Below are 25,644 nucleotides of genomic sequence, written 5' to 3'. Positions count from 1 at the left end.
ATCGCCAGAGCCGTGGATCTGCGAGATCTGCAGCTCCTGAACCTGAATTCCCTGCTGTGCTGAAAACTATCCCAGGGGCCGCGCGGAGTTTGGCAGGCCAGGTCGACCCCTGCGGAGTGCTGGCGTTTTTTCCCGGCCGCCACGGTCGCTGGCGGGAGGGATCTCACCTGTCCGGATTATCGGCGATTGACAACAGCGTCGCTAACCGGCTATAAATCTCTAACTGGTTGAAATTCCATCTTTGGAGGTTCTAATGGGGGATCGAGGACGAGTTCCATCTGGTGGTTATAAGCGCCGCCTTTCAGCCAGCTGCTGAAGGGCGGCGTTTGTCTTTTGCAGCAATTGTCGACGAGGCTGGCTCAGGCTTTGTCACCGGGAACCCCCTGATGGAGGTTATTCATGCCGCAGACCAATCCCAACGAGTACTTCCGTCTCTTTTTTGAGACAGCGCAGGCGATCCTCTCCGCTGAGAACCTGCAGGCGATTCTCGACTCGCTGGTGCAGCGCACCGTCGCTGCCCTTGATATCAAGGGGGGAAGCCTGCGGCTGATCGACGAGGAGAGCAACAGCCTCAAGCAGGTCGCCTCTTACGGCCTCAGCGACGCCTACCTGAACAAGGGCGCACTCAACGCCGATCAGAGCATTCCCGAAGTCCTCGCAGGCCAGCCGGTCTGCATCAGGAACGCTCCCGAAGATCCGCGTATCCAGTATCCGGAGGAGATGCGCGCCGAGGGGATCAACACGGTCCTCTCGGTGCCGGTAATCGCCGCCGAGAAGGTCATCGGCGTTTTGCGCCTCTACAGCTCCCGACCGCGTAACTACAGTGGCGAGGATCTTGAATTCGTCTCCGCCCTCGCCGAAATGGGGGGACTGGCGATCTCCAACGCCCGCCTCGCACAGGCGGAAGGGGACAAGCTCGCCGCGCTCTTCAGCGAAATCGGCGTCGATCAGCCGGACCGCTTCGAGTTCGAAAAGCCGACCCTCGGCCCCGCCTGCCTCATGCCGGTCGACTCGGCGAGAAGTCTCACTTATTTTCGCACCCTGCACGAGATCACGCGTGCACTCCTCTCGACCCGGGAATCGAAGCAGGTGGTGCAGTTGATCGTCGACCAGGCAGTCGCCGTCATGAAGGTCAAGGCGAGCGCCCTGCGTCTGCGCAATGAGACGACCCACGAGCTGGAGCTGATCGCCACCAGCGGTCTCAGCGCCAAGTTCCTCGCCAAGGGGCAGCCCCACACCGACCAGAGTATCGCCGAAACTCTCGCCGGGCGCCCGGTACTGATCCTCGACACCGCCAATGACCCGCGCCTCGAATATCCGGCCGAGACCGTCGCCGAAGGGATCCAGTCGATTCTCTCGATGCCGATCGTCGCCCGCCATCGTGTGGTCGGCGTCCTGCGCCTTTACAGCGCTGAAAAACGGCAGTACAGCCAGGAGGAGATTACCTTCCTTTCCGCACTGGCGGAAATTGCCGGTGTTGCCATCATGAATGCCCGGCTTTATGAAAAGACCCGCAACGATCTCTCATTCTGGGCGGCCACGCTGGGGTATATGCAGGATTGACCCGCTGAAAAAGGGGAGGCCACTGGGGCAAATTGGTTGCCTCATTTTATTGGTCGTTTTGTCGGGCTTCAGCAAAAAATGATAAACTGGCTCCGTAGCCCATTACCCATCAGCGGAGGTAGTTATGCGAATTCTACTCATCGGCGCCAGCGGAACTATTGGCAGTGCCGTCTGCGACCTGCTCTCCCTGAATCACGACGTTATCAAAGCCTCCCGTTCGAGCGGCGATTTGAAGGTCGACATTTCCTCCGCCGATTCCATTCGCAGCATGTACACCCAGGCCGGGAAATTCGATGCCGTCGTCAGCGCGGCAGGCCAGGCGCGTTTCAAAGGGCTGGCGGAGTTGAACGATGAGGACTTCGCCTTCTGTCTGACCAACAAGCTGATGGGCCAGGTGAACCTGGTCCGCATCGGCAGTCAGTTCATCGCCGACGGCGGCTCCTTTACCCTGACCAGCGGCATTCTGGCGCAAATGCCGATGCCGGGGAGCGCCGCAATCAGCCTGGTGAACGCCGGGCTGGAAGGATTTGCGCGGGCGGCAGCGCTGGAGATGGAGCGCAGGGTCCGGGTCAACGTCGTCAGTCCGCCCTGGGTGCGGGAGACGCTCGAAAAGATGGGCAAGGACCCGCTCCCCGGCATGCCGGCTACCCAGGTGGCGAAAGCCTACCAGCAGAGCGTCGAGGGAAGTCGGTCGGGTGAGGTGATTTCTCCATGAAACGGAGCAGCAAAGGCACGGGCGGTTTCCCGCGGATAAAATCTGATCACTTCGGATTTAAGTTCGGAAAGAGCAAAGGATAGGCATCCCTCACTTCGTTGCATGGGGCCGTCCTGGAGCTTGGCTGAATCCGAATCTGATCAGACTTGATCCGAACTGATCCGCGCGAACCGCTCTCTGGTTGGTCCTATTTTTTTATTGAGGTAATGCATGACCAAGGTCGCCCAAAAATTTTCCTGCCTCGCTGCCTGCCTGCTGGTCTTCGGCTGCGCCGGCCTCGGCCCGGGCTTTGAAGAGCCGACGGTGGGGCTCTCTTCCTTCCGCCTGCTTCCTGCCGAGGGGATGGCGCCCCGTTTTGAGATCGGTCTGCATATCGTCAATCCCAACCGTACCCCCCTCAAGCTTGAAGGCATCGTCTACTCGCTGACCCTCGCCGGCCAGAAGGTGGTCACCGGCGCGACCAGCGACCTGCCGGAGGTCCCCGCCTACGGCGAAGGGGATGTGACCCTGACCGCGACCACCGACCTTTTGCGCAGTATCCGCCTGCTGGCGTCTCTTCTCAACCAGCCGCAGTCAGTTGTGACCTACGCTTTGGATGCCAAGCTCGACATCGGCAGCCTGCGGCCCCGGATTCATCTCCAGGAAAAAGGCGAAATCAGTCTCGAAGACGGTACACGCTGACCTCCGGTGATAAGGTCTGACTGGCCCCATATTCCGTCATACCGTCCACCCCTCTAACTCCCCCTGCCAAAGGAGCCTCGTTATGACCAAGGCCCTTTTCGATTCCGCTGCCATCGGTTCCCTCAAGCTCCCCAATCGCTTTGTCCGCAGCGCCACCTGGGAAGGGCTGTGCGAGGTCGACGGGCGACCGACCCCGAAGCTGGTTCAGCTCTATCGCAACCTGGCCCGGGGCGGTGTCGGTCTGATCATCACCGGCTACAGTTACATCCGTGCCGATGGCAAGCAGCTTCCCGGCAAGATGGGAATCGATAGCGATGACCTGATTGCACCCCTGCGCGAGCTGAGTACGGCGGTCCATGAAGAAGGGGGCCGGGTTTTCTGCCAGCTGGTCCACGCGGGCGCCCAGACCACGGCCAAAATGATCGGTGCCGTGCCCCTGGCGCCTTCGGCGCTTAAGGCACCCAACTATCCGGAATTGCCGCGGGAGTTGGGTATTACTGAAATCCAGGACCTAGTGCAGGCCTTCGCCGCCGCCGCGAATCGGGCGAAGCAGGCCGGATTTGACGGGGTGCAACTGCACGGCGCCCATGGCTACCTGATCAACCAGTTTCTCTCGCCGCTGATGAACCGGCGCAGTGATGCCTATGGTGGCACCCTCGAAGGACGCATGCGTTTCCTCGAAGAGGTCTGCGTTGCGGTGCGGAGGGCGGTCGGTCCGCACTACCCGGTCACCATTAAGCTGACCGCTGCCGATCACCTGCCGGGCGGTCTCGAATTCGGTGAGGCGATGCAGATCGCCCAGCGCCTTGGAGAACTTGGCATCGACGCCATCGAGGTCAGCTCCGGCACCGCCGCTTCGGGGAAGACCACCCCGGTGCGCCAGGAGATCAACGAACCCGCCCATGAGGCCTACAACTCCCGTTATGCCCGCCGTCTCAAGGAAGTCATCGACGTGCCGATCCTGCTGGTCGGCGGTCTCCGCTCCGGCACAGTTTTGCAGAGGCTCTTGCAGGAAGATGAGGCCGATTTTTTCTCTTTCTCGCGGCCATTGATTCGCGAACCGGACTTTCCAAACCGCCTGCGCACTGACGAGAGCTATCGCTCTACCTGTATCTCCTGCAACGGCTGCTTTCGTCCCGGGATGAAAGGGGAAGGGATTTACTGCGTCGTTGATAAAATCGAAGCCGAGAACCGTTCGATTCAGGTGTAAGGTCTTTTCGCCTATCTGAACCAATCCTTCCCAGCATTGAAATGCCAAGGGACACTCATGACAGAGTGTCCCTTGGCATTTTTTGCCTGTCGTTGAGAACGCCTGGACTATCTGTTGGTGTCGATAAAATAACGAATTTTCCGCTATGGGTGACTGGACTTTAAATTAAGTTGAGTTAATGTAGAACCTGTTACGGACATCCGGGAAGAACAGATTTTAAGGTAAACCGAAACAGGGAACCATGCGTCAAAAGCTGTAAGCGAGTCCTCAACCCATATCCGCTCCGGTCATTGGGCCAGTGCAGAAAAGGAGAATCAAGCATGTACCGAGCTCTGTTTGTCATGGTAGCAGCACTTTTCATGGTCAACACGGCATATGCCAGCGAAAGTAACCTCATGAAGACGAGCCAAACTCTCTTTAAGCCCTTGCCGACGAGTGCTCCACCCCTGGCGGGTAACCCGGCCTCGCCGGTCAAGGTGAAACTGGGCAAGATGCTCTATTTTGACCCGCGCCTTTCCGCCTCACAGTTGATCAGTTGCAACACCTGTCACAATGTTGGCCTTGCCGGGGGAGACTTACAGGAGACATCAACCGGGCATAACTGGCAAAAAGGACCACGCAATGCTCCGACTGTCCTAAATGCCGCTTTCAATGTGGCCCAGTTCTGGGACGGCCGGGCCAAAGACCTGGCGGAACAAGCCAAGGGACCAGTCCAGGCTTCGGTCGAAATGAACAACACGCCGGAACGGGTCGTCGCCACCCTGCAGAGCATCCCCGAATATCGGGAACTCTTCAGCAAGGCTTTCCCCGGCGAGAAAAATCCCGTCACTTTCGACAATACGGCCAAGGCCATTGAGGTCTTTGAAGCAACGCTCATCACACCGGCCCCCTTTGATCATTACCTGAATGGAGACGCCAAAGCCCTGAGCAAGACCGAACTAGCCGGGCTACAGCTCTATATCGACAAGGGGTGCGCCACTTGTCATGCAGGAACCAATATCGGCGGCTCAGGGTACTATCCCTTCGGCTTGGTGGAGAAACCGGGCGCGGAAGTGATGCCCCCTGGCGACCATGGGCGTTTCCAGGTTACCAAGACGGCAAGCGACGAATATGTCTTCCGCGCTCCTTCTCTCCGCAATGTCGGCCTTACCGCTCCCTATTTTCATTCCGGCAAGGTCTGGACGCTCAAGGGCGCCGTAGCACTGATGGGGACCTCGCAGCTCGGCATTGATCTCAACGAGAAGGATACGGAGTTGCTGATTGCTTTCCTCGGAAGTCTGGACGGTAAGCAACCGATGGTCGAATACCCGCTGCTGCCCCCCAACTCGGATACCACCCCTCGACCGATTCTCAAATAATGCATAAATAGTCGTCGGCCCCGGGATTTTTCCCGGGGCCGACGTATTTTCAGGTCATAATGTCGGACGGCCTGAGACTATGGCCGATCGTGACGACATGTCAGGCGACAGTCACTATCGTGAAATTCTTGCGGCTTCCCCCATTGCCGGTTTCGATCTCCTCACCCACAACCCTTCCCAGCAGCGCCCGCCCTAACGGGGACTCGATGGTAACGATGATGATCTCCCCGGTCGGTCCTGCCAGCTTCAAACCACCGGCATCCGGCCCAAGAAATACCTGACGGCGGCTGCCATCCTCGGCTTCGAGGGTTACCAGTGCCGTCAGGCGCACCGGCGATCCGGCATCGAAGGAACGCAACTCCAGAGCCCGGTAGCGTTCCAGGGCGCGGCGGACCTCAGCTGCTCGGTTGGCCTGTCCCTGGGCGATGTAGGAAGCCTCCAGCCCGGTGGTGTCGTACTTGTTGTCGGGCTGGCACTCCTCATGGGTGGCGGCGGCGTGGGCGGCCCGGGCGGCCTCGGTGAGGGTTGTCAGGTCGACGCTCAGGCTTGTGACAATCATCTCCAGCAGACATGCCTTGGTCATCAGCGACCTATTTCCCGCAGCACTTCTTGTACTTGGCACCGCTGCCGCAGGGGCAGGGATCGTTGCGGCCGATCTTTTCGACGGAGAGGGGTTTTGCTTTGACCATCACCCCCTCGGTAAAGAGCCATTTGCCCGATTTTTTCAGAAACCGGGCGCGCTCGTGGTGGCTACGCAGACCGCTCTGGTCGCGAAACCGGGCGACAAATTCGACCTCGCCTTCCTTGGCGCCAGTACCACCGTCCACCGTTTCGAGAATCTGGAGGCCATGCCATTCGGAATCCTGCGCCCAGGTCCGGGTCCCTTCGTGGTCGTATCCCTCGCGGTGATCGGGATGGGTGCTGGCATAGAGGAAATCGATCTCGACCTTGACGTGGGCACTGTAGCGGGCCCGCATCAGCTGTTCCGGAGTAGCGGCCGGTGTGCGGCCGGCGATGATCGGTTCGCAGCAGGCGGCGTAGTCGCGTCCACTGCCGCAGGGACAGGTGCTCATGCTGGGGACTCCTTTACGGTTGGTTGTGCGAGGTTTGGCACCGGCTTTTCACCGGCAATCAGCTGCCGCTTGGCTTCAGCGCGCAGTCCCTTGATCTGCGCTTCCCGACGGCTGGCGCTGCTGCGATCGTGGCCGGTCTCCAGAAAAACCAGCTTTAACGGAGTACGGCTGCGGCAGTAACGGGCGCCGCGTCCGGCACCATGTTCGAGCAGCCGGCGTTCCATGTCGGTGGTAATGCCGGTGTAGAGCGAGCCGTCCGAACAGAGCAGGATGTAAACCTGCCAGTTCCTCGTCATCAGTAGATTTTGCGCCGCGAAAAGGTCGAGCCGAGGACGCTGAAGGTATTCTCGACGATGAAGAGGGCATAGCTGTCGGTGGTAAAGACGATCTCCTCCAGGCGTTTGAGCTGGATGTTGTTGATGACGACCATCAGCACCTTTTTCTCCCGTTTCTGGTAAGTGCCGACAGCGGGCAGCATAGTGGTACCGATCTTCAGGTGGGTCATGACCCGGTCGGCGATCGCATCCGGTTTCTCCGAAACAATGAAAGCGAGCTTGCGCTGGTTGAACATGGAGAGGACGTAGTCGACCGCGGCCGAGCAGACAAAGACGGCAATGATCGAGGCGATAACCAGGTCGTTGTCGATGCCGACGAAACTGAGAGAGAAGAGGAGGAGGTTGAAGGAGAAATAAACTTTGCCGACCCCGATATTGAACTTCTGGTTTAGGATCACGGCGGCGACGTCGAGGCCGCCGTTGGAACCGAGGGAACGCAATACCATGCCGGCGCCGACGCCGAGGAGGGCACCGAAGACGAGGGCGGCGTAGAGCTGGCTGCTGATCGTGATCTGGAAATCGATCAGCTGGTAAAAGAGGGTGATCAAACCCATCGCCAGGGCGCTGTAGCCGAGGAAACGGCGGGTAATATAGATGTAGCCGAGGATGAACATCGGCACGTTGAGGACCAGGTAGAGGAGCCCGGGGTTGAGAAGGCCGGTCTTGTAATAGAGGAGTGAGGCGACCCCAAAGAGACCGCCGGGAACGAAGTGGTGGGGAATGGCAACCGCCTTCAGGGCGATAGCCTGGATCAGGGTGCCGATGGTGATCAGGCCGCAGTTCCAGAAGATCGAATAGGCGAGGCGGCCTCTTGCTGCGCTCATGATGGAATCCTTTTGAAAAGCAGTTGCATATTGCCCGGGAGGAAGACTTGTCCGCCTCAGCGCCGTTGTTTCCGGCGCCGCGGCGGGACGCTCCCCGGCTGGGTGAATTCGGGTTCGTAGCCGATCCTGAAGGGATGGTCGCTGTTGTGGCCAAGGCTGAGAAAGTGCCGGTTCTCCTTGTCGAAGGGGCAAACCGGCTGGCTGCAGGGGAGGAAACCGAAACGCCGGTAATAGGCCGGCGGACCGAGGACAAAGAGAGGCCGGTTGCGGATCGATTCCTGGCGCAGGGCAAAGCGGAGCAGTTCCGATCCGACCCCCTGGCGTTGAAATTCGGGAGCTACCGCCAGCGGCGCCAGGTGGAGGCCGCAGAGAGTGCCGCCGTCATAGGCGTTGCTGAAGGCGATGTAGGCAATCGCCTTGTTGACATGCAAACAGACCCAGTCCTGCAGGACCCGGCCGTTCTCGTGGAGTCTTTGCACCAGCTCTGCCTCGTAATGGCTGCCGGGAAAGGCGGTGCGCAGCAGGGCATAGACCTTGGCGTGGTGGGTCGGGGTGACTTTCTGAATTTTCATCGCAGACAATCCTGGGGCAGTGTTCCGGAGCAGCGTCGAGTGATACTTCCTGTTCCGATTTTCGACCCGGGTCAACAGAGTCGCAGCTGGCCATCCTCTTCATCAAAATCGGACTGCTCCCGGGCCGGCACCGGTGGCAGCTCCACCGCGGTAGCGAAGGCGGGGAGGGGGGACGGTTCCGGAGCCGCTGCGACAAGATCCCGCGCGCCCTCCTCCGAGGCCCGCTTCGCCAGCTTGTCGCAGCGTTCGTTGAAGTGGTGCCCGGCATGACCGCGAACCCAGCTCCAGGTCACCTGGTGAAAATCACCCAGGGCAGCCAGCTGCTGCCAGAGGTCCTGGTTGGCCAGGGCGCCGGGCTCCACGAGGCGGCCGCTGCGTTGCCAGCCACCCAGCCATTCGCTCATTCCCCGCACCAGGTACTGGGAATCGCTGAAGAGGCGCACCCGGCGTGGACCCTTGAGGGCCTCCAGTCCACGAATCGCCGCCAGTAGTTCCATGCGCTGGGAGGTCGCCTGCGGCTCAAACCCGCTCAGTTCCTTTTCAAACTCACCGTAGCGCAGGATCACGCCATAACCGCCGGGGCCATTCTCCCGTCCCGAACCGTCACTGTAAATCTCGACCAGTCCCGGTGGGGGCGGGGTAAAGGCCGTCTCCAGCCCCTCGAACTCCAGTTCCCGCAGCAGGGGAATCAAGCTGTCAAGATCCGGCGCGCGGCGCGCCAGGTCCGCGAATTCAATAGAGAGGGGGAGGTCATCGCGAACCGTGGCGAGCTGTCTGGAAATGCGTGCCTGCTCAGCGTGTAGCTGCAGGCTTTCGCGGCGTTTCCGGCCGTTGACCAGGCTGCTCCATTTGAGAACATCCTCCAGCGATCCAAAGGTCTGGATCAATGCGGCGGCCGTCTTCTCGCCGATCCCAGGTACCCCGGGAATGTTGTCCGCGGCGTCCCCGGAGAGCCCGAGCAGATCGGGAACCAGCTCGGGAGGAACACCGAAGCGTTGGCGAACCTGATCAACTCCGGAGCGACGTTGCTGCAGGGTATCGAGCAGGGTAATGCCGGGCTCGACAATCTGCAAAAGGTCCTTGTCGCTGCTGACAACCGTGACTTCCGTTCCGGCGGCGGCCGCCCGCCGGGCGAGGGTGGCGATGACGTCATCCGCTTCGAAGCCGGGTTCTTCAAGCGTTGCAATCTTCAACGAATCTAGCATCCTGCGGATATAGGGCACCTGGCAGGCGAGGTCGTCGGGCATCCTCTCGCGGTTGGCCTTGTAGGGCGGATAGATTTTCCGCCGAAAGGTCGTTTCCCGGGGCGGGTCGAAGACCACGGCAAGCTGGTCGGGATTCTCTTCCTGCAGCAGGCCTAGGAGCATGCGGGTGAAACCGAACACGGCATTGGTCGGCAAGCCGGCAACTGTAGCCTGGTCACGAACTCCGAAATAGGCGCGGTAGATGAAACTCGACCCGTCCAGCAGGCAAAGTCGCGGTGCTTGCTTCACATTTCCTCCAGGTGCCTAATGCTTCGCTTGCGAGGGGTTAGCATCGCACAGACTTAAACGCTGCGCAAAATCTTTTCCTGCCGGAAACGCTGCCGGCCTTTCCAAATGGGGTCAAGTGGTGTAAAAAGAGGCTGCCTGTCCTCAGCAGCTGTAGCAAAAGGGAAGAGCCGACGGCCCCGGTTAACTTTCAGATATTCAGGACAACAAACCATGAAAATATGTCCTTTTTGTGCGGAAGAGATCCAGGACGCTGCGATCAAATGCCGTCACTGTGGCGAGTTTCTCGACAATTCACGTTCGCGGTTGAATGCGAAAGAAAAACTGCCCTGGTACTTCAGGACCACCTTCATCGTCATCGCCCTCTCTTGTGTCGGGCCCCTGGCCCTGCCCCTGATCTGGTGGCGGCCACAACTGTCAACGGCCTGGAAAATCGGTCTGACGGTCGGCATTCTTGTCCTCAGCTGGTTCCTTTATCAGGCGACCCTGGAATCCCTTCGTACCATCGAGGAGTATTACAGGCTCCTTGATTCGCTGTAGGCGGACGCCGATGCCCGAGACCCTCCTGCTGCAATACCGGCTTACCCGCGAACTCTGGCGCGACTTCTTCGAGGCCCACTACAGCTGTGATCGTGCCCTCAAACAGTGCTACCTCTGGGGCGTGGTCTGCATCATCATCGGCTGCTTCGGCTTCGGCGGTCTCTATGCCTCGAAGGTGATTGCCGGCTTGCTGCTGGCCACCGGGTTTTTCGCGGTGCTGTCGCGCCCCTTGCTGGTCATCAGGTCGTTGCGCGCCGCTGTTCGCCACCCCTTCTTCGGCCAGGAGCTGACAGTAACAGTCGGTCCCGAAGGGATCGCCGTGCGCAGCGGCAATGCCGGGTATCGCCAGCCCTGGGGGAATTTTTTCGGCTATCGCCGCCTTGCTCCTGGCTTTCTTCTCTACCATGACCGCAATGCGTTTTTCTTTATCCCGATGGCGGCGATGACGGCGGGGGATGCCCGGCGCATGGAAGAGATTCTCGACACGGCCGTGGTGCCGAAACTGCGGTAACCAATTACGGCAGCGAGCACCGGTTGGCCTCTCCGGGCGCCCTGTGCTAAAGTTTGGCTGCAAGAACGAATACGAGGAGGCTTCATGTCCACGCCACCGAAAACCGTCCCCTGTCCCGTCTGTCGCAAGCCGGCCCCCTGGAGTGACAATCCGCAGCGGCCGTTCTGCAGCGAGCGCTGCCGCCTGCTCGACCTCGGTGCCTGGGCTGACGAAAATTACCGCGTCGCCGGCAGCAAGGTCGATCCCGAAATGCTGGAAAACCTTATTCCCTTTCCCAAGAATCACTAAAGCGGAGCTTGCATGTACCGACTGACGATCCATACCCACTTCGCCGCCGCCCACAACCTCATCAACTACCAGGGGGACTGTGAAAACCTGCACGGTCACAACTGGAAGGTCGAGGTCACGGTGGCGGCAAAAGAACTCGACAAGGCCGGCCTTGGCATCGACTTCAAGATTCTCAAGCGCGAGACCAACCGGACCCTCGACCTCCTCGACCATAAATATCTAAACGAAATCGAATATTTTCGGGAGACCAGCCCCTCTTCGGAGAACATCGCCTATTTTCTCTTCGGGGAACTCGGCAAAGCCCTGAATAGCGGCAACGTCACCGTTGAGAAGGTCAATGTCTGGGAGTCGGAATATGCCTGCGCCAGCTACAGCCTCGACTGACGGCCAGCTCCTGGAACTCTTCAGTTCCATCCAGGGGGAAGGGCTGCTGGTTGGCTGCCGCCAGATTTTCCTGCGCCTGGCCGGCTGCAACCTCGACTGCGCCTATTGCGACACCCCCTTCGCCGCGACCGCCAACTGCCGGGTCGAAGAGAGTCCCGGGGGCGGGCAATTTATCAGCCTCCCCAACCCGGTTGCCCTTGACACCCTGATTAGAATTATCCACAGCTGGTGCCGGCAACCGTCCGGAGTTCACCACTCCATCAGCCTGACCGGCGGCGAACCGCTGGCCCAGGCAGCGCTTCTCGCCGACTGGTTACCGGTCCTGCGCAAACTGTTGCCGACCTACCTCGAGACCAATGGCACCCTGCCGCAGGCGCTGGAACCGCTGCTGCCGCACCTCGACTGGATCGCCATGGATATCAAGCTCGCTTCCCTCAGCGGCGTGGCGACGCCCTGGGCGACCCATCGGGAGTTTCTGCGCCTGGCGGCGACCCGCGACTGTTTCGTCAAAGCCGTGGTCGGGGAAGAGACTCCGCTGGCGGAGGTGACGGAAGCGGCCCAACTGGTTGCCGGGGTCGCTCCCCAATGCGAACTGATCCTGCAACCGGTGACCCGGGAGGGGAAGCCGATGCTCACCCCCCGGCAGCTCCTCGACCTGCAGGGCGCCGCCGCCCGTCATCATCCCCGGGTGCGCATCATCCCGCAGACGCATCGTTTTATCGGTCTGCTCTAGTGTCTAGTTGCAAAAGTTAGCGATAGTGTTTCTCAGTTGCGACCCCTTGACCTCTCGCTTACGCCATACAAAAGGCTTGGCGTTGGGCTGATAGGCTTCTATAAAGGCCTCGATGGCCGCACGCAACTGGTCAATGCTTTGAAAACTGGCGTTCTTCAGTGCCTTACGTGAAAGAATGCCGAACCATATCTCGACTTGATTGAGCCAACTTGCAGAAGTCGGTGTAAAGTGAAACATGACGTTTGGGTGCTGCGCAAGCCATTCGTCGTTGCGTTTATGAATGCAATAATTGTCCAGGATCACGTGAATTTCTCGCTGGTCGCTGTCCGGAAGTTCTGAGAGGACCTGATCCATGAAGGCTAGGAAATCAACCCTTCTCTTGAACTCGGTTGTCTGCGTATGCACGGCGCCTGTCGCTACGTTGAGCGCCGCAAAAAGGTTCAGGGTTCCATGCCGTTTGTAGGTGCTCTTTAGGCCCTGGACGACTTTGCCGCTACTGGTACAGACATACCCTTTGGCGCGCTCAAGCGCCTGGATGCTCGGTTTCTCATCGACTGAGATCACCAAGGCTTTTTCGGGGGGCGCCAGGTAGAGCCCGATAATGTCAGCCGCCTTTGGTGCGAACTCTGGATCAGTGCTTACGCACCAACTTCGTTGTCGGGCAAGGCTGATATTGTGCTTGCGCAGCACTCGCCAAATGGCATCATCCGAAGCGCCAAACTGCTTGGCAAGCGCCGGGCCGTCCCAACATGCCTGGCCGGGCGGTGGCGGAAGTTCCAACGCTTTCAGAACTCGCGTTTGAAACGCCTGGTCATATTTCGGCGGTTTGCCAGAGCGCGGGCGATCATATAGCCCGGCAATACCCGCAGCGGAGAAACGGTTCCGCCATTCAATAACCGTGTTCGGGCGCACGTTAAGATCCATGGCGACCTTGCTGACGGATTCTCCGTCAAGGAGTTTGCAGATAATCCGGGCACGTTCAACAAGGCGCGCCTCCATGCTTCGACTGCTTGCCCATTCCCTGAGTGTCTGGCGGTCCTTTTCGCTGCACAGGGGTATTGGAGATTTTCTCGGCATAAGCGACTCCTTTCACGATGGTGGGGGTGAAAGAAGTCTATATTATAACGCTTAGTTTTGCAATTAAACACTAGCTTGGATAGTCCAGTAATTTCCAATCCTTTATTGGCGCCCTTCAACCAGATTCTCAAATTTCCCCAGCCGCCGGTGGCATCCAGGAGACTCCCGCAATGCTTATCACCGACCTGACCATGGATGAATTCACAGCCGGTCTCGCCAAAACCCGTACCGTCCTCATCCCCTTCGGTTCTACCGAGGAGCACGGCCCGCATCTCCCTCTCGACACCGACACCATTCAGGCCTACGGTGTCGCCCGGCGCCTCGCCGAGCGTCGCCCGATCTTCATTGCCCCGCCAATCCACTACGGTGTCTGCCGCTCCACCGGCAGGCACCCGGGGACCCTGAGCATCTCGACCGCTACCCTGCGTGCGCTGGTTCTCGACATCGCAGCGTCGCTCTATGCCCAGGGGCTGCGCAACATCATCCTGCTGACCGGACATGCCGGCGTGACCCATTGCGCCACCCTCACCGATGCCGGCGAGGAGCTTCTTGCTCGCTATCCGGAGGTGCGGGTGGCGGTCCTCAACGAGTATCAGCTGGCGGCGGAAACGGGGCGTCATCTTATCGAAACCCGCAACGACGCTCATGCCGGCGAAATTGAGACCTCGCGCATTCTTCACTCCCACCCCCAGCTGGTCAAAGGGAGCGCCGCGGAGGATTATCCGAACTTTCCGAAGGGAATTCTGGTGCGGGACAAGCAGCGCTTCTGGAGAAGCGGAGTCTGGGGGAACCCGGGGAAGGCGACGGCGGACAAGGGAAAGCGTCTCGAAGAGGTGGTGGTCGCGGCCCTGGAGGAGCTGGTTGCCGAGTTGGAAGCAGGAGTGGAACCCTAGCCCTCAGCTCGGTTGCGGATCACCGCATTCAGGCGGGCAAGGAGGTCATCGATATCGACATGGTGTACGCCGGCCCCATGCTCCACCGCCTCGAAGGCGGCGATCTGGCAGTCCATGCAGTCGAGACCGAAGCGTTTGAAGACGGGGATCGTTTCGGGGTAGCGCTGCACGATTTCCTCAATCGTCATCTCGCGGGTGATCATTCGCGGCTCCTCTTCTCCTCGGATGCGGCCGGCCCGAATTTCTTTTCCAGGGCGGCCTTGACGGCGGCGGGGACAAAGGTATCGACGGGCCCCTGCAGGGAGGCGACCTCCTTGACGATGGAGGAGCTCAGATAGCCGTAGGGGACCGAGGTCATCATGAAGAGGGTTTCCACCTCCTGCTGCACGCTGTGGTTCATCTGCGCGATCTGGAACTCGTACTCGAAATCGGATACCGCACGCAAACCGCGCAGGATGACGCGCGCCTGCTTTGCCATCACGTAATCGACCAGCAACCCCTCAAAGGAATCGACCCGCAGACGCGGATTGTCACCGACCACCGCGCGAATCATCTCCAGTCGTTCGGCGGTGCTGAAGAGCGCCTTCTTTTCGGAGTTGCGGGCGACCGCGATGATCAGCTCGTCAAAGACTTCGAGCCCGCGCTGAATGATATCGAGGTGGCCGAAAGTGATCGGGTCGAAGGAACCCGGGTAAACGGCAATATGGCGATTCATGGCTGGATCCCCTGTTTGTCGATGTAGGCAAAGGTGTGGAGTGCGGTGATGCCGTAATTGCGGCTGCCGATTTTCTCCAGTGGACCGACGACATCGGCGAGGGGGTCCTTACGGGCGGTTTCGGCGCAGACCAGGGCCCCGTTTGCCAGCATACCGGGAGTGGCGAGGTGCTCCAACACCCGGGGCACCAACCCCTGACCGTAGGGGGGGTCGAGAAAGACCAGGTCGAATGGGCCGCGGGGAACCAGCCGGGGGAGCAGGGAGAGGACCTCGCCGCTGAGTTGTTCGGCCCGATCGGCAAAACCGCAACGCTCGATGTTGCCCCGTTGCAGCCGGGCCGCCTGCTCGCCGCGATCGACCAGCAAGGCATAGCCGGCGCCGCGGCTGAGTGCTTCCAGGGCGAGGGCGCCGCTTCCGGCGAACAGGTCAAGGACCCGCAGACCGCCAAAGCCACCGAGACGACTGAAGAGGGAACTGAAGAGGGCTTCGCGCACCCGGTCCGGCGTGGGGCGAATTTCCCTTCCCGTGAAGGCCTCCAGTTGACGGCCCCTGGCGCTTCCGGCAATGATTCGCACGACCTTCCCTCGCTCCCCGGAATTTTCTCCCGCAACCTGCCGAACGGGCCATCTGCTGATAAACAGGGACCTTTGAACAGGCCACCCGCTGAGAAAGCTAGCACACCGGCCTTGACGCCGTCAAGAAAGGGCAGGTGCGCCTTGGCGGTTGCAGTCGCCGGTGGATGCCGGTAGAATCGACCAGCCACAACCATCGCCACCTTCAACAAGGTTTCCGCCCATGGAACGACCCGACCTGGCTCCTTACGCCGCCCGTAGCGCCGAAAGCCGCGGCCGCCGGTTTTCCGAACCCTTCAAGGATGACCGCCCGGCCTTTGAGCGGGACCGGGACCGGATCATCCACTGTGCCGCATTCCGCCGGCTCGAATACAAGACCCAGGTCTTCGTCAACCACGAAGGGGACTACTACCGCACCCGCCTGACCCATTCCCTGGAAGTCGCGCAGATCGCCCGGGGCATCGCTCGGCGCCTGCACCTCAACGAAGACCTGGTGGAGGCCCTGGCGCTCGCCCACGACCTCGGCCACACCCCCTTTGGCCACACCGGGGAGCATGTCCTGAACCGCCTGATGCGCGATGCCGGCGGATTTGAGCACAACCGCCAGTCGCTGCGCATCGTCGACCTTCTGGAAGAACGTTATCCCGGCTTCAACGGTCTCAACCTGAGCTGGGAAACCCGGGAAGGGATCATCAAGCATTCTTCGGATTATGATCACCCCGGCAGCGAGCCGGCCGTCGATTTCGAACCGACCGTGCCACCGACCCTGGAAGCCCAGATCATCGACCTCGCCGACGAAATCGCCTACAACAATCATGATATCGACGACGGCCTGAAAGCGGGCTATATCACCCTGGACGAGCTCGCAGAGCTGGAACTGTGGCGGGAGACCTCGGCGCTGGTGGCGGAAAAATTTCCGCTTTTGGACCAGGAGCGCCGGGTACACCAGACCATCAGTCACCTGATCGGCAGCCTGATCGGCGACCTCGTCGCGACCACCAGCGGGCAGCTTGCATCCTGCAACATCGACAGCCTCGACGCGGTGCGCGGCCATGGCGGTCGCCTGGTCAGTTTCAGCGCCGCAACCCGGGAACGGAACCGGGCACTGAAGGCCTTCCTCTACCGGCGTCTCTACCGCCATTACAAGGTGGAACGGATGCGGGTCAAGGCCGAGCGCTTCCTGACCCTGCTGTTTGAAAGCTACCTCGCCAATCCGACCCTGTTGCCAAGCGCCTACCAGGGTCGTTTCGAGCAGTATGGCCGGGAGCGGGTGATCTGCGATTACCTGGCAGGCATGACCGACCGTTATGCGATGGACGAATACAAGCGACTATTCGAGCCTTACGAACGGGTCTGAAGGGTCAGGGGAGCTTGATCTGCGGATCGGTTGCCGGGCGGTAAAGAAGAATGGTGCGACCGAGCACCTGGGCCACCTGGGAGCGGGTCTTTTCCGCGAGCTGGCTGGCAATTTCCCGCCGGTCGGTGCTGCACCCCTCCTGCAGCTTGACCTTGATCAGTTCGTGGTCCTCCAGGGCTACTTCGACCGAGGCGAGCAGGCGCTCGCTCAGTTCTTCGCGACCGATCATGACCACGGGTTGCAGGTGATGGCCCAGGCCGCGCAGGAAACGGACCTGCTTACCGGTTAACGTCTGCATGGTGAAGATTCCTTCCAGGTTGATTTCAAGAGATCGGCGGGTGCAGTAAATTTTGGCGACATGCTAGCAGAGTCCTGCCTGGAAAGCCAGCAGCCAGAAGGGCCCGGCCAGGTTGCATTCAAGCGAGGCGAAGATGCGCGGCCAGCTGACCATTCTCTGCGAAAATACCGTGACCCGCCCCGGCGGGCTGATTGGTGAACATGGGTTTGCCGCTCTGCTCGAGACGGACCAGGGAAGGTTTCTTTTCGACACCGGTCAGGGGCTCGGAATCCTCGGCAATGCCCGCCTCCTCGGCAAGGAGCTTTCGCCCCTCGACGGCATCATCCTCAGCCACGGTCACGCTGATCACTGCGGGGGGCTGCTCCAGGTCCTTGAGGGGTGCCAGGAGGTTCCTGTCTACGCCCACCCGGACCTTTTCAAGGAACGCTACTGGAGCGGCCGCTTCGAACAGCGGGCCAACGGCTGCCCCTGGAACCGGGACGAGGTGGAAAAGGCCGGTGGCCGGATGGCCGCGGTCAGTCAATTCAGGAAACTTGTCCCCGGCCTCTACCTGTCGGGCGAGGTGCCGCGGCAGAACAGCTTCGAAGTCGGCGACCCGAACCTGGTGACAACAGGGGAGGGGGGCGCGTTGCAACCCGACCCCTTCGATGACGATCTCTCCCTCGCCATCGACACCCCACGCGGTCTGCTGGTGCTGGTAGGTTGTGCTCATGCCGGACTGGTCAACATTCTGCGCCATTTTCGCACGCAGACCAGCAAACGCATTGTTGCCGTGGTCGGGGGCACCCACCTTGCGCCGGCCGGAGATGAGCAATTTGCCGCAACCGCCGCTGAATTGCGCCAGTGCGGGGTTGAAAGGATTGGCCTTGCCCACTGTACCGGCCTCGTCCGCAGCGGTGAACTGGTTCAGCTCTTTCCCGGCCAGGTCATGTTTGCCAATGTCGGATTTCAATTTGATTTTTGATGGATATCCCAAACAGGAGCGTCCCGTGTCGAAGACCCCACCCAAAATTCTCCTGGTCGATGACGTCGATTTTTTCCTCGAAATCGAGCAGGACTACCTGCGCCAGACCCCGGCGACAATTTTGCTGGCCGGCAATGGCCGCGCCGCCCTCGAACTCGCCCAGCAGCATCGGCCGGACCTGATCTTCATGGATGTCAACATGCCGGTGATGGATGGCCTGACCTGCTGCCGGCTCCTCAAGTGCGACCCGCATTTGCGTGAAATTCCGGTGGTGATGGTCTTTGCCCCCAGTCCGGAAGTCGATGAATCGACCTGCCGGGCCGCCGGTTGCGACGAGGTGATAAACAAACCGGTCGACAGGAATCGATTTCTCGATCTCGGGCGCAGGTTTCTGTTTGCCATCGACCGGCGGGAAAAACGGATACCCTGCCAGATGACGGTCGATTTCACTCTCGCTGGTGTCAGCCACCAGGGCATGGGTCTCGATATCAGTGCCCACGGCCTGTACATCGGGTTCCGCAATGAAGTCCACTACGACGACCGTGTGCGCGTCACCTTTTTCCTGCCGGCGGTCAGCCCGGAAAAAATTGAACTTACCGCCCGGGTGGCCTGGGTGAACCAGGGTTTCCCGCGCCCCAACCTGGCGCAGCCCCAGGGGTTTGGCGTCGAATTCAAAAATATCCCTGCGACCACCGCCGCGATCATCGCCGATTTCGTCGCCCGCTTTGACAGCCACCCCCTGGAAGCGGGCTGAACTCCCTCCTGCCGGAGGGGATGGCAACTTCAGCCAAAACATCAATATCGAACCGGAAAGGAAGAGACCATGAACTATCCGATGATCCACATCTGTTTCCGGGTCTTCGACCTGGACGCGGCGCGCGCGTTTTACCAGAAGGCCTTTGGATTTGAGGTTTCCCGGGAAAAGGATTTCCCCGGGGATTTCAAACTTCTCTATCTGCGGGCTCCCGGACATCCCTTCGAACTTGAACTGACCTTCAATTATGGCCGCAGCGAACCCTACCAGATCGGTGACGGCTATAGTCATTTCGCGGTGCGTTGCGACGACCTCGAAGGTTCCCATCGCCAGCATCAGGAGCTTGGCCTCGAACCTGGTCCTCTGAAGGGGCTGGGGAAGGATGGCAAGGCCCATTTCTACTTCCTGCGTGACCCCGATGGATATCTCATCGAGGTGATCGGTAGCTGAATGCCGACCAGCCATTTTTGCAGCCCGGCCTTTTTGGAGGCCGGGCTCTTTTTTTGCAAATAAATAGAGCAAACTCCAATGAATCCATGCTAAGCTCCGGAATGGCTCGTTTTTCTCCGCCTCTAATCCCAGCACGGCAGGTCGAAGTTCATGTCCCAGGCACTCCGAAAGGCTATCCAGAGACTCCCGGGTGGCCCCCTCAGTAAATTTTTTTATCTCGTTCTCGGCGTCTGGACCCTGCTGCTGGTCGCGTTCTATGCCTGGGACATGCACCTGAGCTGGAACAACGTCAACGAGGCGGCGGTTATCCAGGCCCGGGCGATTGCCGAGAAGGACATCCTGCACCGTCGCTGGAGCGCCTCGCTGGGCGGTGTCTATGTCCTGACCGACAAGGGGGTTGCTCCCAATCCGTTTCTGGCCGATCACCCCCTGCGGGACCTGACCACCAGGGAAGGGGTGCAGCTGACCCTGGTCAACCCGGAATACATGAGCCGGATGGTTTACGGGCTCCAGGACAAGGCGACCAAGGTCATCACCCGGGTGACCGACTTCAATCCGATCAACGCCCAGAACACCCCTGACCCCTGGGAGAAAGAGGCTCTGCACCAAATCACCGGCGGCGAGCAGGAAATCCACAGCGTAGTCGATATCGGCAAACGCCCTTTCCTGCGCTACATGGTGCCCCTGGCCAACGAAACCGGTTGCCGTCTTTGTCATTCCGGACCGGCGGCCGATGGCCCGATTCTCGGCGCGCTCAGCGTTCAGGTTCCCCTGCTGCCGCTCTATCGGCAGGCCGGGCACGAAATCTTTACTCACGCCATTACCTATGCCCTGATCTGGGCCCTGGGAATGATGGGGATTTATTACGCCTTTCGCAATTACCAGCGCTCCGATCAGGCCCGGCGAGCTACCGAAAAGGAGCTCCAGGTCGCCAAGGAGAGCGCCGAGAGCGCAAGCCGGGCCAAGAGTGAATTTCTGGCCAACATGAGTCATGAAATCCGCACGCCGATGAATGCTATTATCGGCATGACCGAGCTGACCCTGGAAACCCGGCTCACCAAGGACCAGCGGGAGTATCTGTCGATGGTGCAGACCTCCGCCGGATCTTTGCTGCGCGTCATCAACGACATTCTCGATTTTTCCAAGATCGAGGCAGGCAAACTCGACCTTGAAAGACTTCCCTTCGACCTTCGCGAGACCATTGAGCAGACGGTCCAGGCGCTGGCCATACGTGCCCACCAGAAAGGGCTGGAGATCATCTGCCGCATTGCACAGGATGTCCCGTTGCGGGTGGAGGGGGACCCCATGCGACTGCGGCAGATCCTGGTCAACCTGATCGGCAACGCCATCAAGTTCACCCCCCGGGGACAGATTGTCATCACCGTAGCCCCTGCTGGTCACGCCAGCCTTGAGGGGGGCCTCCTCATTGCCTTCAGTGTCGAAGATTCGGGGATAGGCATCCCCGCCGATAAAATCAGTCAACTGTTCCAGAGTTTCAGCCAGGTCGATTCTTCCACCACCCGCCACTATGGTGGAACCGGGCTCGGTCTGGCAATCTGCAAACAACTTTGCGAGCTGATGGGCGGCGAGATCACCCTCACCAGTCGGGAGAACCAGGGGAGCCGCTTTTCCTTCGAACTTCCGTTCCCGGTCCTCGTGCCGGCCCCGGTGCCAGCGGTTGGCGACCCGTCCCGGGGGACGGTCCTCGTGGCAGGCTCCAACCCGGTCGCGAGCCAGGCCCTCTGTGATCTCGTCGAAAGTTTCGGCCTTGCCACCGAGACGGTCCGAAGCGGCGAGGTGCTGCTGCGACTGCTCGGCAGCGCCGAGGATTCCTCTGATCAACCGTTTCAGCTTCTCCTTCTCGACAACCGGATCGACCCCGGCAGCGGCTTCGACCTGGTGAAGCGTCTGCAGCATAGTCGTGCCCTTTTGCCGCCGACGGTCATGCTGCTTACTGCCGATCTGCTCAATGAGGACGCGGCCCGTTGCAACAAGCTCGACCTGGCCGGGTATCTCGCCAAACCGGTGCGCCGCAACGAGCTGGGCCAGGTTCTGGCCCGGGTATGGCCGGGGATCGATGCGCCCGCCCCGGGGAGTGCCAGTCCATCATCCCCGGCTATCGGTTTATCAGCCCAGCTGCTGTCGAATTCCGGGAAGACGGGGTTGCGGGTGCTGGTTGCCGAAGACAACCGGATGAACCGGAAGGTTGTTGAGGCCCTCGGCCGCCGCCGTGGCTGGCGCATCAGCGCCGTGGTCAATGGCCAGGAAGCCCTCGACCTCCTCGAATGCGAGGATTTTGACCTGGTCCTGATGGATGTGCAGATGCCAGAGCTCGACGGGCTGGAAACGACCCGTCGTATCCGTCAGCGGGAGGGTGCCAGCGGCGGACACATACCGATCCTCGGCCTGACGGCGCATGCCCGCGAGGAGGACCGGGAGAACTGCCTGGCGGCCGGTATGGACGGCTACCTTTCGAAGCCGGTCGACCCCAAGACCTTCTACCAGACCATCGAAAGCCTGCTGCAAAGCAGCCAGGCACCGGAGATGGGCGGCGAGCAGTCACTGATATCGGGCCTCGCCGATCCCGAATCCCTGGTCAGCGAACTGGCCCGCGACTTTCTCAGCGACATCAACACCGAGATGGAGTCCCTGGAAACGGCTCTCAACAACGGTGATGCGCAACTGCTGGAGCGAAAGGCCCATGGGCTGAAAGCGGTGGTCGGCCTGTTTCAGGCGCAGAGCGCATATCAGCTCAGCCGCCAGCTTGAACAGCTCGCATCATCCGGAGAGCTGGAGGCGGCGGACCCGGTTTTTCGCATCCTGCAAGCCGAAATCAGCCAGCTGGTCGCCTTCCTGCGCTCCCACCAGGTTGCGCCCTAGGTTGGAGCCTGGCGCCGTCCTGCCCGGAAGTTATTAAGCCTTTACAAATTCCCGCCAAGCCAGTATCTTTCCTGTTTGGTTATCAACCCCAGCCTTGCCTTGCGACGACGACAACCGATGAAACACTCCAATATTCGTAATTTTTCCATCATTGCCCATATCGACCACGGCAAATCGACCCTCGCCGACCGTCTTCTGGAAGAGACAGGGACCCTCTCGCAGCGGGAGAAGAGCGACCAGTTCCTCGACAAGATGGATCTGGAACGGGAACGGGGGATTACAATCAAGGCCCAGGCGGTGCGCCTGAAATACCACGGCGACGACGGACAGGATTACATTCTCAACCTCATCGACACCCCCGGCCATGTCGACTTCACCTATGAAGTCAGCCGCTCGCTGACCGCCTGCGAGGGCGCCCTGCTGGTCGTCGATGCCTCCCAGGGGGTCGAGGCCCAGACTCTGGCCAACGTCTACCTTGCTCTCGACCAGGACCTCGAGATCTTTCCGGTTCTGAACAAGATTGACCTGCCGAGCGCCGAACCGGCCCGTGTCAAGGAAGAGATCGAGGAGATCATCGGTCTCGATACCAGCGATGCCATCGAGGCGAGCGCCAAGGAGGGGCGCGGCATCCATGAGATCCTCGAAACGATCGTTCGCAAGGTCCCGCCGCCGAAGGGTGACCCGGACGGGCCACTGACCGCGCTCCTCTTCGACTCCTGGTACGACTCCTACCAGGGCGTTATCATTCTCGCCCGCATCTTCGACGGCACCCTGAAAAAAGGGGACAAGATCCAGCTGATGTCGAACCGCAAGAGCTTCGAGGTCCTCAAGCTCGGGGTCTTCTCGCCGCACCCGGTCGAGGTCGCCCAGCTTGCCGCCGGCGAAGTCGGTTTTGTCATCGCCGGAATCAAGGTGGTCGCCGATGCCAAGGTCGGCGATACCATCACCCATCTCCATCGACCGGCCCCCAAAGCCCTGCCCGGGTACAAGGAGGTCAAGCCGATGGTCTTTTCCGGCCTCTACCCGATCGATACCGCAGACTATGACGATCTCCGGGATGCGCTGGAGAAGCTGCGCCTCAACGACTCCTCCTTCTCCTTCGAGCCCGAGAATTCAATGGCCCTCGGGTTCGGCTTCCGTTGCGGTTTCCTCGGCCTGCTGCACATGGAGATCATCCAGGAGCGGCTGGAGCGGGAATTCGGCGTCGAACTGATCACCACCGCACCAACGGTGGTCTACAAGGTCACCACCACCAGCGGCGAACAAATCCAGGTGGAGAGTGCCAACAAGCTTCCCGACCTGCAGTACATCGACCACATGGAGGAGCCCTTCATCCTGGCTTCGGTTCATGTCCCCAATGAATTCGTCGGCGCGGTCCTGGCACTCTGTGAGGAAAAACGCGGGATTCAGCGGGAGATCAAGTATTTGACCGCGACCCGGGTGATGGTCATTTACGAGCTCCCCTTCAATGAAATCGTCCTCGACTTCTTCGACCGGTTGAAATCGATCACCCGTGGCTACGCCTCCCTCGACTACGAGCCGATCGATTACCGCAGGAGCGAACTGGTCCGGCTTAACGTCCTGATCAATGGCGAGGTGGTCGATGCCCTGTCGCTGATTGTGCACCGGGACAAGGCGCAATACCGTGGCCGCGAGCTGGTCTCCAAGATGAAGGAATTCATTCCTCGCCAGCAGTACGAAGTGGCGATCCAGGCGGCGATCGGCAACAAGGTCATCGCCCGGGAGAGCGTCAAGGCGCTGCGCAAGGACGTTACCGCCAAGTGCTACGGCGGGGACATTACCCGCAAGCGCAAGTTGCTGGAAAAACAGAAGGAAGGCAAAAAGCGCATGAAGCAGGTGGGAAGTGTCGAACTCCCCCAGGAAGCCTTTCTAGCCATCCTCAAGGTGAAAGAGCAGAAATAATGGCCAAGCCCTCACAAGCTCCTCCAGGAACGGAAAAGCTCCTGACCAAGCCCGGAAAATCAAAATTCCGCGAAACGTTCGAAGCTCTGGTCGTCGCTCTGCTGCTCGCGCTGGTCATCCGCACCTTTGTGGTCCAGGCGTTCAAAATTCCGTCCGGTTCGATGGAAGACACCCTGCTGATCGGCGACCACCTGCTGGTCAACAAATTCATTTACGGCATCCAGTTTCCCTTCAGCGACCAGCGTTTTTTCACCCTGCGGCACCCGCATCAGGGAGACATTATCGTCTTTGAATTCCCTGAAGATACCAGGAACCCGGCGCTCAACTTCTGGTCGCGCCGCGATTTCATCAAGCGGGTGGTCGGCACCCCGGGGGATACGGTCGAAATTCGTGACAAGCATCTCTTCGTCAACGGCCAGCGCTACGATCTCCCCCAGGAGGTCCACAAAGAGCCGGGCCAGGTCATCGGCGACGCTGAACTCTGCGCGCAGACCACGACCTTTCCGCGCCCCCAGTACTGCCGCGATTTCATGCCACCGATCAAGGTCCCGGCGGGGATGTTCTTCGTCATGGGGGACAACCGGGACCGTTCCTACGACAGCCGCTTCTGGGGGTTCGTCCCCGAATCAAGTATCAAGGGACTCGCCTTCATCAAGTACTGGTCCTGGGACAGCCAGCGCAACTGGCCGCGCTGGGACCGCATTGGCCGACCGATTCATTAGGCCGGATCCGGGAGGTCGGTTTTGCACTTGACTCCCCCGGCGCGGCAGGCTATATTCGCCGAAATTCGCAACAAGCTCCCTTTTAAGTCGGTCCCGAGAGGCCGGCAAAGGTGACCGCAAAATGCGCAGCAAGACTCTTATCTTCGTCAACAATACCTTTCCGCCCTGCTGCGGAGAGGTATTTTTTTGTCCCCGCCAACCTGCCCAGGGAGCTCCGGCATGAGCAAAAACGAGACCGTGATCCTCGACAGTAATGGCATCAACCGGGCGCTGACCCGGATTGCCCACGAAATCCTCGAACGCAACAAGGGGACCGCCGACCTGGTCTTGGTCGGTATCCGCAGCGGTGGCGATCACCTCGCGGCGAACCTGCAGCAGCGTATCGCCGAGATTGAGGGAGAGGAACTGCCCCTCGGCGTCGTCGATATCACCATGTACCGGGACGATCTCGGTTCCCGGGGCAACCTGCCTCTCGGCAAGACCGAAATTCCCTTCAACCTGGACGACAAGCGCCTGGTTCTGGTCGATGATGTCCTCTTTACCGGACGCACCATCCGCGCCGCCATGGACGCCCTGATTGACCTTGGCCGGCCACGCAATATCCAGCTTGCGGTCCTTATCGACCGCGGTCACCGCGAATTGCCAATCCGACCCGATTTTATCGGCCGCAATGTGCCGACCGCCCTGGAAGAGGAAATTCACGTGCAGTTCGATGCCGCCCATCTCCCGGTCGAGGTGCGGCTGGTCAAGCCCTAACGGTTG

At 60.2% G+C, this 25,644-nt stretch carries 30 protein-coding genes; 19 read left to right on the top strand and 11 right to left on the bottom strand.

Annotated features, from left to right (window positions below; genetic code table 11):
- The first annotated feature begins 399 nt into the window (after positions 1 to 399).
- The 5 genes from DBW_RS09630 to DBW_RS09610 all read left to right on the top strand — a co-directional run bounded on the left by DBW_RS09630 (position 400) and on the right by DBW_RS09610 (position 5,527).
- On the top strand, positions 400 to 1,563 hold the full coding sequence (locus DBW_RS09630; RefSeq protein ID WP_066727266.1) for a GAF domain-containing protein: 1,164 nt from the start codon (positions 400 to 402) through the stop codon (positions 1,561 to 1,563).
- 124 nt (positions 1,564 to 1,687) lie between these two features.
- On the top strand, positions 1,688 to 2,278 hold the full coding sequence (locus tag DBW_RS09625; RefSeq protein ID WP_066727264.1) for a short chain dehydrogenase: 591 nt from the start codon (positions 1,688 to 1,690) through the stop codon (positions 2,276 to 2,278).
- 210 nt (positions 2,279 to 2,488) lie between these two features.
- Complete coding sequence (locus tag DBW_RS09620; RefSeq protein WP_066727262.1) at positions 2,489 to 2,959, top strand: LEA type 2 family protein; 471 nt, start codon at positions 2,489 to 2,491, stop codon at positions 2,957 to 2,959.
- Between the two features lie 82 nt (positions 2,960 to 3,041).
- Positions 3,042 to 4,169, top strand: coding sequence for an NADH:flavin oxidoreductase (locus tag DBW_RS09615; RefSeq protein ID WP_066727260.1), 1,128 nt, complete (start codon positions 3,042 to 3,044; stop codon positions 4,167 to 4,169).
- Positions 4,170 to 4,489: 320 nt separating this feature from the next.
- Positions 4,490 to 5,527: a cytochrome-c peroxidase gene (locus DBW_RS09610; RefSeq protein ID WP_066727258.1), complete on the top strand. Its 1,038-nt coding sequence runs from the start codon at positions 4,490 to 4,492 to the stop codon at positions 5,525 to 5,527.
- 100 nt (positions 5,528 to 5,627) lie between these two features.
- Here the strand turns inward: DBW_RS09610 and DBW_RS09605 are convergent, their stop codons facing one another.
- The 6 genes from DBW_RS09605 to DBW_RS09580 form a co-directional block, all read right to left on the bottom strand.
- Entirely contained in the window at positions 5,628 to 6,110 is a 483-nt protein-coding gene (locus DBW_RS09605; RefSeq protein ID WP_066727256.1) for a GreA/GreB family elongation factor, read from the bottom strand.
- 7 nt (positions 6,111 to 6,117) lie between these two features.
- On the bottom strand, positions 6,118 to 6,600 hold the full coding sequence (locus DBW_RS09600) for a YchJ family protein (RefSeq protein WP_066727254.1): 483 nt from the start codon (positions 6,598 to 6,600) through the stop codon (positions 6,118 to 6,120).
- On the bottom strand, positions 6,597 to 6,896 hold the full coding sequence (locus tag DBW_RS09595) for a GIY-YIG nuclease family protein (protein ID WP_066727249.1): 300 nt from the start codon (positions 6,894 to 6,896) through the stop codon (positions 6,597 to 6,599). Before DBW_RS09595 ends, DBW_RS09600 begins: the two co-directional genes overlap by 4 nt.
- Positions 6,896 to 7,759: a YitT family protein gene (locus DBW_RS09590; RefSeq protein WP_066727248.1), complete on the bottom strand. Its 864-nt coding sequence runs from the start codon at positions 7,757 to 7,759 to the stop codon at positions 6,896 to 6,898. Before DBW_RS09590 ends, DBW_RS09595 begins: the two co-directional genes overlap by 1 nt.
- A 56-nt stretch (positions 7,760 to 7,815) precedes the next feature.
- On the bottom strand, positions 7,816 to 8,331 hold the full coding sequence (locus DBW_RS09585) for a GNAT family N-acetyltransferase (RefSeq protein ID WP_066727247.1): 516 nt from the start codon (positions 8,329 to 8,331) through the stop codon (positions 7,816 to 7,818).
- Positions 8,332 to 8,402: 71 nt separating this feature from the next.
- Positions 8,403 to 9,824, bottom strand: a complete 1,422-nt coding sequence (locus DBW_RS09580; RefSeq protein ID WP_066727245.1) for an RNase H family protein — start codon at positions 9,822 to 9,824, stop codon at positions 8,403 to 8,405.
- 210 nt (positions 9,825 to 10,034) lie between these two features.
- Here DBW_RS09580 and DBW_RS09575 point away from each other — a divergent pair, with 210 nt between their 5' ends.
- The 5 genes from DBW_RS09575 (at position 10,035) to DBW_RS09555 (ending at position 12,277) form a co-directional block, all read left to right on the top strand.
- Positions 10,035 to 10,361, top strand: a complete 327-nt coding sequence (locus DBW_RS09575; protein WP_066727244.1) for a zinc ribbon domain-containing protein — start codon at positions 10,035 to 10,037, stop codon at positions 10,359 to 10,361.
- A gap of 10 nt (positions 10,362 to 10,371) precedes the next feature.
- The gene (locus DBW_RS09570; protein WP_066727243.1) at positions 10,372 to 10,872 is read left to right on the top strand and encodes a YcxB family protein; all 501 of its coding nucleotides are present in this window, start codon (positions 10,372 to 10,374) and stop codon (positions 10,870 to 10,872) included.
- Between the two features lie 84 nt (positions 10,873 to 10,956).
- Positions 10,957 to 11,160, top strand: coding sequence for a DNA gyrase inhibitor YacG (locus tag DBW_RS09565; protein WP_066727242.1), 204 nt, complete (start codon positions 10,957 to 10,959; stop codon positions 11,158 to 11,160).
- A 12-nt stretch (positions 11,161 to 11,172) separates the two neighbouring features.
- Positions 11,173 to 11,544: a 6-carboxytetrahydropterin synthase QueD gene (gene queD, locus DBW_RS09560; protein WP_066727240.1), complete on the top strand. Its 372-nt coding sequence runs from the start codon at positions 11,173 to 11,175 to the stop codon at positions 11,542 to 11,544.
- On the top strand, positions 11,516 to 12,277 hold the full coding sequence (locus DBW_RS09555) for a 7-carboxy-7-deazaguanine synthase QueE (RefSeq protein WP_066727238.1): 762 nt from the start codon (positions 11,516 to 11,518) through the stop codon (positions 12,275 to 12,277). Before queD ends, DBW_RS09555 begins: the two co-directional genes overlap by 29 nt.
- 3 nt (positions 12,278 to 12,280) lie before the next feature.
- Here the strand turns inward: DBW_RS09555 and DBW_RS09550 are convergent, their stop codons facing one another.
- Positions 12,281 to 13,354, bottom strand: a complete 1,074-nt coding sequence (locus DBW_RS09550) for an IS630 family transposase (protein WP_082820209.1) — start codon at positions 13,352 to 13,354, stop codon at positions 12,281 to 12,283.
- Between the two features lie 170 nt (positions 13,355 to 13,524).
- On the opposite strand from DBW_RS09550, the gene DBW_RS09545 reads away from it, so the two are divergent.
- Positions 13,525 to 14,247 carry a creatininase family protein gene (locus tag DBW_RS09545; RefSeq protein WP_066727236.1) on the top strand — a complete coding sequence of 241 codons (723 nt, stop codon included), beginning with the start codon at positions 13,525 to 13,527 and terminating at the stop codon, positions 14,245 to 14,247.
- Here the strand turns inward: DBW_RS09545 and DBW_RS09540 are convergent.
- Genes DBW_RS09540 through rsmD form a run of 3 tightly spaced genes read right to left on the bottom strand, consistent with a single transcriptional unit; the run spans position 14,244 to position 15,537 of the window.
- Positions 14,244 to 14,450, bottom strand: a complete 207-nt coding sequence (locus tag DBW_RS09540) for a DUF1858 domain-containing protein (RefSeq protein ID WP_066727234.1) — start codon at positions 14,448 to 14,450, stop codon at positions 14,244 to 14,246. The two genes, DBW_RS09545 and DBW_RS09540, sit on opposite strands and share 4 nt — an antisense overlap.
- On the bottom strand, positions 14,447 to 14,962 hold the full coding sequence (coaD, locus tag DBW_RS09535) for a pantetheine-phosphate adenylyltransferase (RefSeq protein WP_066727232.1): 516 nt from the start codon (positions 14,960 to 14,962) through the stop codon (positions 14,447 to 14,449). Before coaD ends, DBW_RS09540 begins: the two co-directional genes overlap by 4 nt.
- A complete protein-coding gene (gene rsmD / locus DBW_RS09530; RefSeq protein ID WP_066727230.1) occupies positions 14,959 to 15,537 on the bottom strand; it encodes a 16S rRNA (guanine(966)-N(2))-methyltransferase RsmD in 579 nt (192 codons plus the stop codon). Before rsmD ends, coaD begins: the two co-directional genes overlap by 4 nt.
- 220 nt (positions 15,538 to 15,757) lie before the next feature.
- Between rsmD and DBW_RS09525 the strand changes: the two genes are divergently transcribed.
- Positions 15,758 to 16,891 (top strand): deoxyguanosinetriphosphate triphosphohydrolase, encoded by a 1,134-nt coding sequence (locus DBW_RS09525; RefSeq protein ID WP_066727228.1) that lies wholly within the window; start codon positions 15,758 to 15,760, stop codon positions 16,889 to 16,891.
- 4 nt (positions 16,892 to 16,895) lie between these two features.
- Here DBW_RS09525 and yhbY read toward each other — a convergent pair whose 3' ends face one another.
- On the bottom strand, positions 16,896 to 17,189 hold the full coding sequence (yhbY, locus tag DBW_RS09520) for a ribosome assembly RNA-binding protein YhbY (protein WP_066727226.1): 294 nt from the start codon (positions 17,187 to 17,189) through the stop codon (positions 16,896 to 16,898).
- A 133-nt stretch (positions 17,190 to 17,322) separates the two neighbouring features.
- Between yhbY and DBW_RS09515 the strand changes: the two genes are divergently transcribed.
- From DBW_RS09515 to pyrR, 7 genes are all read left to right on the top strand, one after another.
- The gene (locus DBW_RS09515; protein WP_066727224.1) at positions 17,323 to 18,153 is read left to right on the top strand and encodes an MBL fold metallo-hydrolase; all 831 of its coding nucleotides are present in this window, start codon (positions 17,323 to 17,325) and stop codon (positions 18,151 to 18,153) included.
- A gap of 25 nt (positions 18,154 to 18,178) precedes the next feature.
- A complete protein-coding gene (locus DBW_RS09510) occupies positions 18,179 to 18,907 on the top strand; it encodes a response regulator (RefSeq protein WP_066727223.1) in 729 nt (242 codons plus the stop codon).
- Positions 18,908 to 18,976: 69 nt separating this feature from the next.
- Entirely contained in the window at positions 18,977 to 19,357 is a 381-nt protein-coding gene (locus tag DBW_RS09505) for a VOC family protein (protein WP_066727222.1), read from the top strand.
- Positions 19,358 to 19,507: 150 nt separating this feature from the next.
- A complete protein-coding gene (locus tag DBW_RS09500; protein ID WP_066727221.1) occupies positions 19,508 to 22,237 on the top strand; it encodes a response regulator in 2,730 nt (909 codons plus the stop codon).
- A gap of 117 nt (positions 22,238 to 22,354) precedes the next feature.
- On the top strand, positions 22,355 to 24,160 hold the full coding sequence (gene lepA / locus DBW_RS09495; RefSeq protein ID WP_066727218.1) for a translation elongation factor 4: 1,806 nt from the start codon (positions 22,355 to 22,357) through the stop codon (positions 24,158 to 24,160).
- Complete coding sequence (lepB, locus tag DBW_RS09490; RefSeq protein ID WP_066727216.1) at positions 24,160 to 24,882, top strand: signal peptidase I; 723 nt, start codon at positions 24,160 to 24,162, stop codon at positions 24,880 to 24,882. Before lepA ends, lepB begins: the two co-directional genes overlap by 1 nt.
- A 219-nt stretch (positions 24,883 to 25,101) precedes the next feature.
- Entirely contained in the window at positions 25,102 to 25,638 is a 537-nt protein-coding gene (pyrR, locus tag DBW_RS09485) for a bifunctional pyr operon transcriptional regulator/uracil phosphoribosyltransferase PyrR (protein WP_066727215.1), read from the top strand.
- The last annotated feature ends 6 nt before the right edge of the window (positions 25,639 to 25,644 follow it).

The sequence above is a fragment of the Desulfuromonas sp. DDH964 genome (genome assembly GCF_001611275.1).
Lineage (GTDB): Bacteria > Desulfobacterota > Desulfuromonadia > Desulfuromonadales > DDH964 > DDH964.
Note: the sequence above shows the minus strand (reverse complement) of the source record. Positions and strands in the feature narration are given on the sequence as shown.